The sequence below is a fragment of the Kribbella sp. NBC_00662 genome (assembly GCF_041430295.1).
GTDB lineage: Bacteria > Actinomycetota > Actinomycetes > Propionibacteriales > Kribbellaceae > Kribbella.
Window position 1 is genome coordinate 5489148 of the sequence record NZ_CP109029.1, and the last position, 13376, is coordinate 5502523.

Sequence of the window (13376 nt, forward strand, 5' to 3'; positions counted from 1 at the left end):
CGAAACGGGGTGGGGCCGGATTGCTTTTTCTTCGGTCCAGCGTGTCGAGGATCGTCGGTCGGCTCCGATCCCGGGTGAGACGCCAGAGGAGGTGTCTCGGAACTAGGGAGTTGGCGATGACGGAATCTGCAGTGGTTGGCCGGAGGATCGACGAGCTTCGCGCGGTGGTGACGGGGGAGGTCCTCGTCGACGGCGACCCGGGGTACGCCGATGCCGGGCGGGTGATGATGGCCGAGGGACGGCCGGGCGTCGTGGTGCGGTGTGCGGGGGCGGCTGATGTGGTGGCTGCCCTCAGGTACGCCGAGGCGCAGGACCTGCCCGTCGCCGTGCGCAGCGGTGGACACAGCGCCGCCGGGTTCGGTACGAACGACGGTGGCGTGGTGATCGACGTACGGCCGATGGACGAGGTCAAGGTGCTGCCGGACGATGTCGTCCGCGTCGGTGTCGGAGCGACCTGGGGCGACGTCGCCGCGCGGCTCGGGAAGCTCGGGCTGGCGATCTCGTCGGGGGACACAGCCAGTGTCGGCGTCGGTGGGCTGATGGCTGGCGGCGGCATCGGCTGGATGGTTCGCAAGCACGGGCTGGCGATCGACAACGTGGTGTCGGCCGAGGTGGTCACCGCGGACGGTGCGGTACGCCGGGTCGACGCCGCGAACGAACCGGAGCTGTTCTGGGGACTGCGCGGCGCGGCGGGCAGCCTCGGCGTCGTCACGTCGTACGACATCAGCGCCGTACGTCAGCCGACCGTGCACTTCGGCACGCTGCTCTACCCGTGGACCCAGACTGCGGAGGTGCTCAAGGGCTGGGCGGAGTACGCCGCGCAGGCGCCCGAGAGTGTCACCTCGTCGCTGCAGCTCGCGCCGACGATGATGGCCGACCGTCAGGTCCCGGTCGCCGTCATGGTGTGCGTCGCCGGAGACCCCGCCGTCCTCGAACCGCTGCGCAATCTCGGCACGCTGCTCACCGACAAGGTCGCCGAGGTGCCGTATGCCGAGGTGTTCTCGGACATGTCGATGCCCGCGGAATGGCGTCCGCGGATCCGCAACGGCTTCTTCGACTCCTGGTCGCCCGAGCTCACGGATCGTCTGCTCGAAGCCCGTCAGCAGATCCCGGCGATGGCGATGGAGATCCGGGCGCTCGGCGGTGCGTTCGGTGAGATGCCTGCGGATGCGACCGCATTCGCCCACCGCGACGCGCAGTTCATGGTCAACTCGGTCGTGATGGGAACGCCCGACGCAGAAACCGCTCAGGACTTCGACGCCTTCTGGCAGACGCTGCGGCCGAGCGGCGCGTACGTGAACTTCCTGTCCGACCCGACCGACGCGGATCTCGGCAGCTGCTATCCGGAATCGCATAGCACTCGGCTGGCCGCGCTCAAGCAGGCGGTCGATCCGGGGCACGTGTTCCGCAGCGCCTTGAGTGTTCCGCCACGGCCTGAGTGGACCGGCGGCCGCCGTCATTTGATGAGGTGGGCCATGCGGTCACGCAGGTAATTCTGCTCGGCGGTGTTCCGGGTGCGTTCCAGCGCGGCGAGGTAGTTCGACCGGGCCAGGTCCGGGCGACCGGCGAGCTCGTGCAGATGAGCGAGGACGGACAGCCGGCGATGGTGCTCGCCGAGGTACTTGTCGTCGGCCAGCCCTTCGACGATCGCGATGCCGGCGTCCGGACCCTCGGTCATCGCGATCGCGACGGCGGCGCCCAGCGTCACCATCGGACTCGGGTCGACCTTCTCGAGCAGGCGATACAGGCCGACGATCTGTTCCCAGTCGGTGGTCTCGACCGAGTCGGCCTCGCTGTGCACCGCCGCGATCGCAGCCTCCAGTTGGTACGGGCCGACGGCGCCGGTCCGCAGAGTCTCCTCGACGATGCGCGTGCCCTGGGCGATCTCGTCGGCGTACCAGCGGGACCGGTCCTGCCGGTCGGCCGGGATCAGGTCGCCGCCCGGTCCGGTCCGCGCGTCCCGGCGGGCGTGGGTGAGGATCATCAACGCCAGCAGGCCGGCCACCTCGCCCGCCTCGCCGGTCGCCTCACACAGCAGTCGCGTGATCCGGAGCGCCTCCTCGGCGAGGTCCACGCGCTGCAACGAGTCGCCCGCGCTCGCGGTGTGGCCTTCGTTGAAGATCAGATACAGGACCTGGAGTACGGCGGCCAGGCGCTCCTCGTACTCCTCTGCCGTCGGGAGCTCGAACCGCGCGTCCTTGATCAACCGCTTCGCCCGGCTGATGCGCTGCGCGACGGTGCTCTCGCTGACGAGCAGGGCGGCAGCCACCTCGGCGGTGGTGAGACCGCCGACCGAGCGTAAGGTCAGCGCGATCTGCGACGCCGGCGTCAGCGCGGGGTGACAGCACAGCACGAGCAGCCGGATCGTGTCGTCGGCGTCCTCGTGGTACTCGTCAGGGTCGTACTGTTCGGCCGGCGCGCGCAGGAAGTCGTTCAGCTCGCGTCGTCGCCGTGCGTTGTCGCGCCGCCAGCCGTCCATCATCCGCCGGGTCGCGACGCTGATCAGCCACCCGATCGGCTGCTCCGGTACGCCGTTCGCGCCCCACTGCACGAACGCGTCGACGAGCGCCTCCTGTACGGCGTCCTCGCACTGGTCGAACGCGTCGTACCGCCGGACCAGCGCCGCCAACGCCCGCGGCGCCGCCGCCCGAATCGCCGCTTCGAGCTCGGACGCCGCGGGACCGGTCACGGTGCGCCGGGTCCGGTGAAGTCGTCGAGCTGGTTCAGGAAGTCGTCCTGGTCGAGGCGGATCTCCCTGAGCTCGACCCGACGGAAGTTCGCCAGCGGGATCCGTGCCGCGATCTCCAGCGCCCGCTCCACCGACTCGCAGTGCAGCACCATCGCGCCGGCCAGGAACTCCTTGGTCTCCAGCAGCGGACGGTCCGAGATCACCGGCGTACCGGCGACGAGCTGGATGTCCTTCTCCTCGCCCGGGTCCTTCAAGCCGAGGACCGACACCAGCTCTCCGGTCGTGAGCAGCTCGCGCGCCGTCTCGGCGATCGCGGCGGGACCGCCGGACATCTCGACAAGCTGCTGCTCGCTGAACTGCTTGATGGCCTCGACGTTGTTGTGGATCAGCAGTAGGAACTTCACCCCGCCATTCTCCCGGATCGAGTGTCATAACTCTCACTCGGCGGTGTAAGGGTTGAGCGGTACTACGCCCTTACCTGATCATCGGGCTCTGTGCCTGATGTTTCGTTGTGGACGTTGCTGTTCCTGGTGATCGCCGCCTTCGCGGCCGGCTGGATCGATGCCGTGGTCGGTGGCGGCGGACTGCTGCAGTTGCCCGCGATGCTGCTCGGTCTGCCGAACGCTTCGCCGGCGCAGATCCTGTCGACGAACAAGATCTCGTCGCTCTGCGGCACGACGACCAGCGCGGTCACGTTCGGCGTGAAGGTCCGGCCCGACAAGAAGACGGTCCTGCCGCTCGCGATCCTCGCCGGACTCGGCGCGGCGACCGGTGCGCTGGTGGCGACGAAGATCCCGATGTCGTGGTTCAAGCCGATCGTGCTGGTGCTGCTGATCGTGGTCGCGATCTACACCGCTATGAAGCCGTCACTCGGTGCACGGACCGCACTACGCTTCGACGGCCGTGACCACTACCTGGCGGCGAGCGGGGTCGGCGTACTCATCGGCTTCTACGACGGCGCGGTCGGGCCGGGGACGGGTTCGTTCCTGATCTTCGCGCTGGTCGGTCTGCTCGGCTACAACTTCCTGCAGGCCAGCGCCAAGGCGAAGATCGCCAACGTCGCCACGAACCTCGGCGCGATCCTCGTCTTCGCCCTTCACGGCGCACCCCTGTGGGGCCTCGGCCTGATCATGGGCGCTGCCAACATGCTCGGCGGCCTCCTCGGCGCCCGCACCGCAGTGGCCCGCGGCAGCCGCTTCGTCCGCGTCATCTTCCTCGTCGTCGTGTCGGCGCTGATCCTGCGGCTCGCGTACGACGTCTTCTTCGGCGGTTGATGTCAATAGCTGCAAGTCGGGTCCATCGGCGGACTCAGGACCCGGCGGCCGCCTAGGGTCGCGGCATGGACACCGACGTGTTGTTCGAGGGGAAGCTGGATCTGACGTTCGGGCAGATCTATCTGATGAGTGGGGACACGGACTGGCCGGACTTCGACGACTCGCGGCTCGGTCAGGCGAACGGGATCTGTGGGGCGGCCGAACCGGGGCGGCTGCTGCTGTTCACCGGCTTGCACACCGGGTACGTCGAGCTTCGGATCGAGCGCTCCGAGCAGCAGCCCGCGCTGGACGACGACTGGGAGGACATCGTCGAGGTGCCGTTCGAGCCGGAGGCGCCGGCGATCCGGGTGCACGGGCTGGACGGGTCGGAGTACGCGGACTTCTCGCTGCCGGTACGGAGTTACCGGGCCCGCTACAGCGCCAGCGGGATGGACGAGGGGAAGGCCGTCGACGTCGTACCGGCGGACGAGCCGGTCGTGGATCGGTACCTACTGCAGTTCTGGCCGGCCGAGCCCGCGCCGGACGCGGTGCTCAAGCAGACCAGCGTCGTGGCCGCGGGATGGCACCAGGAGTGGCGGTAGGGTCCTGGGATGGTGGACTACGACGGGCGGATGGGAAGTGTGTACGTCGCGGGCCGGGGGATCCAGCCGGCTGAGGTGCGGCGATGGACCGGGGCGTTCGCGGAGTACCTGCCGGAGCGGCGGCCGTTGGACGTGCTCGACCTCGGGAGTGGGACCGGTCGGCTGACCCCGGGGCTGGCCGAGGAGTTCCAAGGCCACGTGTACGGCGTGGAGCCGTCGGACCGGATGCGCGCGGCGACAGAGCCGCATCCGCGCGTGACGTACCTGAAGGGCAGCGCCGAGGAGATTCCGTTGCCTGAGGCATCGGTTGACGGCGTGCTGATGTTCCTGACGTTCCACCACTGGACCGATCCCTTGCAGGGGCTCCGCGAGGTCCGACGAGTGCTGCGGCCCGGGGGAGTCGCGCTGCTGCGCACGCAGTTCTCGGACGCGATGCCGGATCTGTTCTGGTACGAGTACTTCCCGTCGGCGCGGGAGGTCGATGCCGGGATGTACATCACGCGGGCCGCGGCGAAGGAGCTCGCGGTCGAGGCGGGGCTGGTTCCGGACGAGGACGTCGTACGGATCTCCGCCGAGGAGCCGCGCACGCTCAAGCAGAGCTACGAACGGCTGAGTCATCGCGCGCTGTCGACGTTCGAGCATCTACCGGCGGATGAGATGGATCGTGGGTTCGCGCGGTTCGCGGCGGACGCTGAGCGTGATCCGGATCGCGCCATGCCGGTCTATTCGGCGACGATGCTCGTGCTCACACGTCCCAGCTGACGCGGAGCGCGGACGGCTTGCGGAAGACGAGACCGCGCGGTGGGGGTGAGTCCGCGGCCAGTTGGAGGCCGGGGAGTTGGAGAGCTGCTTCCAAGGCGGTGAGCGTCTCGAGGCGGGTCAGGTGCATGCCGAGGCAGATGTGCGGTCCGCTGGCGAAGGCGAGGTGGCGGCGCGCATTGGGTCGGCGTACGTCGTACTTGTCGGGCGACTCGAACACGTCGGGGTCGCGGCCGGCGCCGGCGAGGGAGACGGTGACCATGTCGCCGCCGCGGATCTGTGCGCCGGCGAGCTCGATGTCGCGGGTGGCGTAGCGGTCGACGACGGCCGCTGCTGGTTCGAGGCGGAGCGACTCTTCCATGGCGTTGGGGAGGAGGGACGGGTCGGCCAGGACCAGGTCGAGTTGGTCGGGGTTGGTCAGGAAGTGCCAGAGGGCGTTGGTGATCATGCCCTCGGTGGTCTCGATGCCGCCGAACATCAGCACGGCGGCGTTCGCCACGACCTCGTCGACACCGAGCCCGGCGTGCGCGGCCGCGGCGATCAGCGAGTCGGACGAGTCGATGCCTGCGGCAACATGCTTGTGCAACTCGCCGAAAGCGGCCGCCCCTTCGGCGGTCACCGGGTGCCCGGCCGAGACCCCGGACACGGAGCTGGAGATCGCCGTGTACCAGTCGAGCACGGTAGAGGCGGACGCCGGCGGAAGCCCGAGCGACAACGCAACCACCGCAACCGACAACGGACCGGCGAGCCCTGTCCGAAGGTCTGCAGGTTGATCGAGAGCGTCCATCAGGTTGTTGACGGTTTGCTGGACGGGCTCGGTGAAGCGGCGGCGGGTTTCGGGGAGGGTGAAGGGGGACTCGAACGGGTCGCGGTGTGCTTTGTGCACCGGTCCGTCGAGGGAGAGCATCGACGGGCCGACGACCTGGGCGGTCGAGAAGCGGGGATCGTCGACGGTGAAGGTGTCGGGGTCGCGCAGGACGGTCAGCGCGAGCGCGCGCGACGTGACGACCCAGCTGTTCAGCACCTCGATCCACCCGATCGGCCGGATCGCGGCAAGCGTGGGATGCGGGTCGGTTTCGAGTTGCTCGACAGTCGCCACCCGTCCAGCGTAATGATAGAACCACTTACCATACTGGTATTGCTGAGACAGATCGGATATGAACGACTCAGCAGCCCTCCGGGTTACGAATCCTTCAGCATCGCCCTCTAGGGTGTGGGCCATGTCAGTGTCAGATTCGGTCCCCACCCCACCGCCCCGGTCAGGCAACCTGGTGCTACTCCCTGCCGTCGATGTGGCGGACGGGCAGGCGGTTCGGCTGGTGCAGGGCGAGGCCGGGAGCGAGACGTCGTACGGCGATCCGCTGGCGGCCGCGATGGCCTGGCAGGACGCCGGCGCGGAGTGGATCCACCTGGTCGATCTGGACGCGGCGTTCGGCCGCGGCAGCAACCGGGAACTGCTGGCCGAGGTCACCGGCAAGCTGGATGTCCAGGTCGAGCTGTCCGGCGGCATCCGCGACGACGACTCCCTGGAAGCCGCGCTCGCCACCGGTGCCCGTCGGGTAAACATCGGCACCGCCGCGCTCGAGGACCCGGAGTGGTGCGACCGGATCATCCAGCAGTACGGCGACCGGATCGCGATCGGTCTGGACGTGCGCGGCCGGACGCTGGCCGCCCGCGGCTGGACCAAGGAAGGCGGCGACCTGTACGAGGTGCTCGACCGGCTCGAAGCGGCCGGCTGCGAGCGCTACGTGGTCACCGACGTCACCAAGGACGGCATGCTCCAGGGCCCGAACCTGGACCTGTACCGCGACCTGTGTGCGCGCACCGACAAGCCGATCATCGCGTCCGGCGGCGTCTCGAGCCTCGACGATCTCAGGGCTCTGAGCACGCTGGTCCCGGACGGCGTGGAAGGCGTGATCGTCGGCAAGGCCCTGTACGCCGGCGCGTTCACCCTGACCGAGGCACTCGAGCTCACGCGTGGAGGCGACAAGTGAGTCTTGGCGGCAAGCTCAAAGACAAGCTCAAGGACAAGAAGGTCCTTGTCACCGGCGTCACCGGCTTCGTCGGTGAGGCGCTGCTGCACCGGATCATCGGCGAGCTGCCCGGCACCACGGTGGCCGCGATCATCCGGCCGAAGGGCTCGCTGAGCGGCGCGGACCGGATGGCGCAGCTGCTCCGCAAGGACATCTTCAAGCCGTTCTACGGCGAGGGCACCGAGTACGCCGACGCCGAGGCGCTGTCCGCGGCGCGGATCCACGTCATCGACGGCGACCTGTCCGACGTACCGGAGCTGCCGACGGATCTCGACATCGTCGTGCACTGCGCCGGCGACGTCAGCTTCGACCCGCCGATCCACGAGGCGTTCACGACCAACGTGCTCGGCACCAAGAGCCTGCTCGAGCGGATCGACGAGAGCCGGCAGGGGACCGACCGCCGGATCCACTACGTCCACATCTCCACCGCCTACACCGCGGGCCGCCGCCGGGGCGCGATCCCGGAGGCGCCGGTCGAGCACCTGGTCGACTGGCGCACCGAGGCCGAGGCCGGGATGGCGATGAAGTCCCGGATCGAGGAGCAGTCGCGGTCCGCGCCGATGCTGGCGAAGTTCCGCAAGGAGGCCGAGAAGCTGCACCGCCGCGCCGGTCACCTGACCGCCGCGGCCGACACCGAGCGGCGCCGGATGGAGTGGGTCGCGAAGAAGCTGGTCGAGACCGGCACCGAGCGCGCCCGCAGCCTCGGGTGGACCGACTGCTACACGTTCACCAAGGCGCTCGGCGAGCGCGTGGTGGAGGAGTTCGCCGGCAGGCTGCCGACGTCGATCGTCCGCCCGGCCATCATCGAGTCCGCGTTGCAGTCCCCGCACCCGGGCTGGATCGAAGGCTTCAAGATGGCCGAGCCGCTGATCCTGGCCTACGGCCGCGGCGAGCTGCCCGAGTTCCCGGCCAGCCCCGACTCGGTGATCGAGATCATCCCGGTCGACCACGTGGTCGGAGCGATCTGCGCGGTGATGGCGACCGAGCCCGAGCTGAGCAAGCCGGAGTACTACCACATCGGCTCCGGCGCCCGGAACCCGTTGACCTTCGAGCAGCTGTACGCCGGTGTGCGCGCGTACTTCTCCAAGCACCCGTTCGACCTGGGCGAGCGCGGCGCGGTGCGGCTGCCGGTGTGGAAGTTCCCCGGCGGCGACTCGGTCGAGACGATGCTGCGGTACGGCGAGAAGGCCCACAAGATCGCGGACCGGATCATCACGACCGTGCCGCGGAGCGAACGCGTCCGCAAGTACGCCCGCGAGCTCGACGTACAGAAGCGCCGGCTCGACTTCCTCCGCCGCTACATGGACCTGTACTCGGAGTACGCGCAGGCCGAGCTGCAGTTCATCGACGACAACGTGCTCGCACTGCACAACGCGCTCGAGGGTGACGACAAGGAGAAGTTCGCCTGCGACACCGCGGTCGTCGACTGGCAGTACTACCTGCAGGAGCTGCACTGCCCGAGCGTCACCGAGTCGATGCGCCGGCTGGACGTCGTACGCAAGAAGCGGAACAAGGCGCTCGCCGAGTCCGCCGGCGTACTGAAGAAGGTCGAACCGTCGTCGGAGTCCAAGGTGATCGCCGCGTTCGACATGGACGGCACGCTGCTGTCCTCGAACGTGATCGAGACCTACCTGTGGATGCGACTGCCCGAGCTGGACGGTCCGCAGCGGGTCGGCGAGATCGGCGCGATGCTCCGCAAGCTGCCGAAGCTGATCGCGGCCGAGCGCAAGGACCGCGGCACGTTCCTCCGCACGATCTACCGCCGCTACGCGGGTGCGGATCTGGAGGAGCTGAACCAGATCGTCGACGAGATCCTCGCCGAGCACGTCCTCGAACGGCTGAGCGGCGCCGCCGTACGACGGATCCGCGAGCACCGCGTCGCCGGGCACAAGACGATCCTGATCACCGGCGCGGTCCGGCCGCTGACCCGTCCGCTGGAGCCGTTGTTCGACGAGATCGTCGCGGCCGAGCTGGCCGTCGACGACCGAGGTCGCTGCACCGGCTTCCTGTCCGGTCCGCCGTTGGTCGGTGAGTCGCGGGCCGCGTGGATCAAGCACCACGCCCGGCAGACCAACATCGACCTGTCCAAGTCGTATGCCTACGCCGACAGCCACTCGGACCTGCCGATGCTGGAGACCGTCGGCAATCCGGTCGCCGTCTCGCCGGACGTGTCGCTGTTCCGGGCCGCCCGGGCCGCGCGCTGGCAGATCGTCGACTGGAAGACCCCGTCCACGTCATCCCGTCTGGAGCTCCCTGGAGTGAACGCCCGATGATGCTCGCTCTCGAGATGTACCGGTCGCCGGCCAAGTTCCTGGCGGCCAAGGCCGTCGGCGGCCGCATCCCCGGCATCCTGACCGGACCGGCCGCGCCGCTGCGCCTGGTCACGATCAACGAGCCGAAGGCCGAGCGGCCGGGCTGGGCCCGGATCCGGCCGATCCTGTCCGGTATCTGCGGCTCGGACCTCGGCATGGTCACCGGTTCGACCAAGCTGTACTTCTCCGCGGTGGTGTCGCTGCCGTTCGTGCCCGGTCACGAGATCGTCGGCGAGCTGCTCGACGACTGCGAGGACCTGCCGAAGGGCACCCGGGTCGTGATGGACTCCGTGCTGACCTGCGAAGCGCGCGGCGTCGAGCTGTGCGAGAACTGCGTGTCCGGCAACACCAACCGGTGTGACCGGATCACGGTCGGCCATGTCGCGCCGGGTCTGCAGACCGGGTTCTGCCAGGACACCGGCGGCGGCTGGGGCAACATGCTGGTGGCCCATCGCAGCCAGCTGTACGCCGTACCTGAGGCACTGACCAACGAGCGCGCAGTGCTGGTCGAGCCGCTCGCCGGCGCCGTGCACGCGGCGCTGCGGGCGAAGGTGCAGCCGGGGCAGTCGGTGTTGGTCAGTGGCGCAGGTGCGGTCGGGCTGTTCGCCACGCTGGCGCTGCGCGAGCTGACGCAGGCCGGGCGGATCACCGTGGTCGCCAAGCACCCGAAGCAGCGCGAGCTGGCGCGGGCGTTCGGCGCCAGCGACGTCGTCGCTCCCGACGAGGTGTTCCGCGGCGTACGGCGATCGACCGGCGCGTTCCGGCTCAAGCCGGACTTCGGCGCGGGCGAGTTCCTGCTCGGTGGCGTGGACGTCGCGGTCGACGCGGTCGGCAGCAAGGACTCGATCGACACCGTCCTGCGCGTCACCAAGGCCGGCGGCCGGGTGGTGCTGTCCGGGATGCCGGCCAGCGGCGCCGACCTGTCGCCGGTGTGGTTCCGCGAGCTCGAGGTCACCGGCACCTATGCGTCCGCGCGGGAGGAGCCGAACGGCCGCCCGGCGTTCGAGACCGCGCTGGAGCTGGCCGGACGAGCCCCGCTGGACGGGATCGTCGGTGCGCGCTACCCGCTGTACCGCTGGCGCGAGGCGCTGGACCACGCACATTCGGCCGGCCGACTCGGCACGGTCAAGGTTGCTTTCGATGTGAGGGCCTCATGAGGGCGCTGAACGTACGACGAGAGAGGTTCTGAACATGTCTCGGCCAGGTTTTGTGCTTGAGGTGGACGACCGGACCCCGCCGCTGCTCGTGCACAACGGTGAGGGCTTCCTGCTGGAGCGGTTCCCGCTCGGCACCCGGGTGGTGTACCCGCCGGAGGCGCTGCCGCCGGTGCGGGACGTCGACGAAGCGATCCAGAACGCGCTGCTGAACCCGCTCGAGTCCGAGCCGCTGCCCGAGCTGCTGCGCGCCGGGATGCGGTTGACGATCGCGTTCGACGACATCTCGATCCCGCTGCCGCCGATGAAGAAGCCGGACATCCGGCAGCGCATCATCGAGGCGGTGCTGGAGCTGGCCGCGCAGGCCGGCGTCGACGACGTCGAGCTGATCTCGGCGAACGCGCTGCACCGCCGGCTCACGCCGAACGAGCTGCGCGACATCGTCGGCGAGCGGGTGTTCCGGTCGTTCTTCCCCGACGGCAAGCTCTACAACTTCGACGCCGAGGACAGCGCGAACCTGACCCACCTGGGTCAGACCAAGCACGGCGAGGACGTCGAGATCTCCAAGCGGGCGGCCGAGTCGGACCTGCTCGTCTACGTGAACGTGAACCTGGTGGCGATGGACGGCGGCCACAAGTCGACGTCGATCGGTCTGGCGTCGTACAAGTCGCTGAAGCACCACCACAACAGCCACACGATGATCCACTCGCGGTCGTTCATGGACCACAAGGCCTCGAAGATGCACCACTCGGCCTGGCGGATGGGCGAGGTGCTGACCCAGCACGTCAAGGTCTTCCAGATCGAGACGACGCTGAACAACGACATCTTCGGCGGACCGCTGGAGTTCCTGCAGAAGCGCGAGTGGGAGTGGTCGCTCAAGGACCAGGCCTCGATGCTCGGCACCAAGCGCGCGCTCGCGGCGGCGCCGAGCAAGCTGCGGCACAAGATCTTCACCGACGTCCGGTCGACGTACGGCCTGACCGGCGTACACGCCGGCAAGATCGAGCCGGTGCACGACAAGACGCTGGAGAACGTGCACCGCCAGCACATGGTCGAGGTACAGGGCCAGTCCGATGTCGCGATCATGGGCGTGCCGTTCATCGGCCCGTACAACGTGAACTCGGTGATGAACCCGATCCTGGCCGCCTGCATGGGCCTCGGGTACTACTTCAACTCGTACCGGGGCAACCCGGTCGTCCGCAAGGACGGCGCGGTGATCCTGTACCACCCGGTCGACTACGAGTTCAGCCAGCTGCACCACCCGTCGTACGTCGACTTCTTCGAGGAAGTGCTTGCCGAGAGCACCGATCCGGCCACGATCGAGGCGAAGTTCGAGAAGCAGTACGCCGAGGACCCGTGGTACATCCACCTGTACCGGACGTCGTACGCGTACCACGGCGTGCACCCGTTCTACATGTGGTACTGGATCTCGCACGCGCTGGACCACTGCGGCGACATCGTCTGGGTCGGGGCGAACCGCAAGACCGTCGAGCGGATGGGCTTCCGGTCCGCGTCGACGCTGTCCGACGCGCTCGAGATGGTCAGCCACTCGGTCGGCCGGTCGCCGTCGATCACGTACCTGCACAACCCGCCGCACCTGCTCGCGGACGTGCGCTGATGGGTACCAGCCTGGTGAAGTTCAGCCGGGACACCGCGCGCGACGTGAAGCAGGTCGCGCGCGGGTGGCGGTGGGGCCGGCGGCCGCAGGTGCCGCGGTCGGCCGAGCCGTACGTGATCCCGAAGGAGTCCACGGTCTTCCCGACCAAGTGGGCCCGGACGCCGGCCGCGATCGCGGTCCGCGACCTGATCCAGAAAGGTCCGCTTAACGCTGTCCTGAACTTCGAGGTCAGCCCGCAGGTGAGCGGACTGGACTCGCTGCTCAAGCTCGACGGCCCGGCGATCATCGTCGCGAACCACTCGTCGCACCTCGACACCCCGTTGTTGCTGCTGTCGCTGCCCGACGCGATGCGCCGCAAGACCGCGTTCGCGGCGGCGGCCGACTACTTCTTCGACACCTGGTGGCGCGCGGCCGGGTCGGCGATCGTGTTCAACACGTTCCCGATCGAGCGCCGCGGCGGCAACCTGAGCTCGACCCCCGGTGACCTGCTCGCCGACGGCTGGAACGTGGTCGTGTTCCCGGAGGGGACGCGGTCGCCGGACGGCTGGATCCAGCGGTTCCGGATGGGCGCGGCGTACCTCGCCGTCGAGCACGACGTGCCGGTGATCCCGGTCGGCATCAAGGGCTCGTTCGCCGCGATGCCGCGTGGTCGCGGCTGGCCGATCCCGGGCCGCCCGGCCGTCACGGTCCGGTACGGCGACCCGCTGCGCGCCGCCGAGGGGGAGAGCCCCCGCGACTTCGCGCCCCGGATCGCCGCTGCCGTCTCGGCGCTGCTCGATGAGGAGTCGACCACCTGGTACGAGTCCCGTCGCCGAGCAGCGATCGGCGCTTCGCCGTCGCAGACCGGCCCCGAGGCTGCCCGCTGGCGGCGCGTCTGGGAGTCGACCCGCCCGATGAGGTCCACCGACGGCCGCCGCCGCGCCTGGAAGTAGCTTTCCCTTTGAAGGGCCGCAGGC

At 69.0% G+C, this 13376-nt stretch carries 12 protein-coding genes; 9 read left to right on the forward strand and 3 right to left on the reverse strand.

The features are described from left to right. Positions 1-116: 116 nt before the first annotated feature. Positions 117-1493, forward strand: a complete 1377-nt coding sequence (locus OHA10_RS27380; RefSeq protein ID WP_371401622.1) for an FAD-binding oxidoreductase — start codon at positions 117-119, stop codon at positions 1491-1493. Here OHA10_RS27380 and OHA10_RS27385 read toward each other — a convergent pair. Together OHA10_RS27385 and OHA10_RS27390 are read right to left on the reverse strand one after the other, a co-directional pair. Further along, positions 1457-2689, reverse strand: coding sequence for an RNA polymerase sigma factor (locus OHA10_RS27385; RefSeq protein ID WP_371401623.1), 1233 nt, complete (start codon positions 2687-2689; stop codon positions 1457-1459). The two genes, OHA10_RS27380 and OHA10_RS27385, sit on opposite strands and share 37 nt — an antisense overlap. Further along, complete coding sequence (locus OHA10_RS27390; protein ID WP_371401624.1) at positions 2686-3093, reverse strand: YciI family protein; 408 nt, start codon at positions 3091-3093, stop codon at positions 2686-2688. The genes OHA10_RS27385 and OHA10_RS27390 overlap by 4 nt, the downstream gene beginning before the upstream one ends. 90 nt (positions 3094-3183) lie before the next feature. On the opposite strand from OHA10_RS27390, the gene OHA10_RS27395 reads away from it, so the two are divergent. The 3 genes from OHA10_RS27395 to OHA10_RS27405 all read left to right on the forward strand — a co-directional run bounded on the left by OHA10_RS27395 (position 3184) and on the right by OHA10_RS27405 (position 5306). After that, positions 3184-3963: a sulfite exporter TauE/SafE family protein gene (locus tag OHA10_RS27395; RefSeq protein WP_371401625.1), complete on the forward strand. Its 780-nt coding sequence runs from the start codon at positions 3184-3186 to the stop codon at positions 3961-3963. A 65-nt stretch (positions 3964-4028) separates the two neighbouring features. Continuing rightward, the gene (locus OHA10_RS27400; protein WP_371401626.1) at positions 4029-4544 is read left to right on the forward strand and encodes a hypothetical protein; all 516 of its coding nucleotides are present in this window, start codon (positions 4029-4031) and stop codon (positions 4542-4544) included. 9 nt (positions 4545-4553) lie between these two features. Further along, positions 4554-5306, forward strand: a complete 753-nt coding sequence (locus tag OHA10_RS27405; protein WP_371401627.1) for a class I SAM-dependent methyltransferase — start codon at positions 4554-4556, stop codon at positions 5304-5306. Here OHA10_RS27405 and OHA10_RS27410 read toward each other — a convergent pair. Then, entirely contained in the window at positions 5290-6402 is a 1113-nt protein-coding gene (locus tag OHA10_RS27410) for a cytochrome P450 (RefSeq protein WP_371401628.1), read from the reverse strand. The genes OHA10_RS27405 and OHA10_RS27410 overlap by 17 nt on opposite strands. Positions 6403-6523: 121 nt before the next feature. On the opposite strand from OHA10_RS27410, the gene priA reads away from it, so the two are divergent. From priA to OHA10_RS27435, 5 genes are all read left to right on the forward strand, one after another. After that, positions 6524-7297 (forward strand): bifunctional 1-(5-phosphoribosyl)-5-((5-phosphoribosylamino)methylideneamino)imidazole-4-carboxamide isomerase/phosphoribosylanthranilate isomerase PriA, encoded by a 774-nt coding sequence (gene priA / locus OHA10_RS27415; protein ID WP_371401629.1) that lies wholly within the window; start codon positions 6524-6526, stop codon positions 7295-7297. Next, positions 7294-9609 (forward strand): HAD-IB family hydrolase, encoded by a 2316-nt coding sequence (locus tag OHA10_RS27420; protein WP_371401630.1) that lies wholly within the window; start codon positions 7294-7296, stop codon positions 9607-9609. Before priA ends, OHA10_RS27420 begins: the two co-directional genes overlap by 4 nt. Further along, positions 9606-10805, forward strand: coding sequence for a zinc-binding dehydrogenase (locus OHA10_RS27425; RefSeq protein ID WP_371401631.1), 1200 nt, complete (start codon positions 9606-9608; stop codon positions 10803-10805). The genes OHA10_RS27420 and OHA10_RS27425 overlap by 4 nt, the downstream gene beginning before the upstream one ends. 61 nt (positions 10806-10866) lie before the next feature. Further along, the gene (locus tag OHA10_RS27430; protein WP_371401632.1) at positions 10867-12420 is read left to right on the forward strand and encodes a lactate racemase domain-containing protein; all 1554 of its coding nucleotides are present in this window, start codon (positions 10867-10869) and stop codon (positions 12418-12420) included. Further along, the gene (locus OHA10_RS27435; protein WP_371401633.1) at positions 12420-13352 is read left to right on the forward strand and encodes a lysophospholipid acyltransferase family protein; all 933 of its coding nucleotides are present in this window, start codon (positions 12420-12422) and stop codon (positions 13350-13352) included. Before OHA10_RS27430 ends, OHA10_RS27435 begins: the two co-directional genes overlap by 1 nt. Positions 13353-13376 lie beyond the last annotated feature (24 nt).

Coding starts and splice junctions, on each gene's coding strand:
- OHA10_RS27405 (WP_371401627.1), top strand. CDS start 4,554: ATGGTGGACTACGACGGGCGGATGGGAAGTGTGTACGTCGCGGGCCGG.
- OHA10_RS27435 (WP_371401633.1), top strand. CDS start 12,420: ATGGGTACCAGCCTGGTGAAGTTCAGCCGGGACACCGCGCGCGACGTG.
- OHA10_RS27425 (WP_371401631.1), top strand. CDS start 9,606: ATGATGCTCGCTCTCGAGATGTACCGGTCGCCGGCCAAGTTCCTGGCG.
- priA (WP_371401629.1), top strand. CDS start 6,524: ATGTCAGTGTCAGATTCGGTCCCCACCCCACCGCCCCGGTCAGGCAAC.
- OHA10_RS27380 (WP_371401622.1), top strand. CDS start 117: ATGACGGAATCTGCAGTGGTTGGCCGGAGGATCGACGAGCTTCGCGCG.
- OHA10_RS27400 (WP_371401626.1), top strand. CDS start 4,029: ATGGACACCGACGTGTTGTTCGAGGGGAAGCTGGATCTGACGTTCGGG.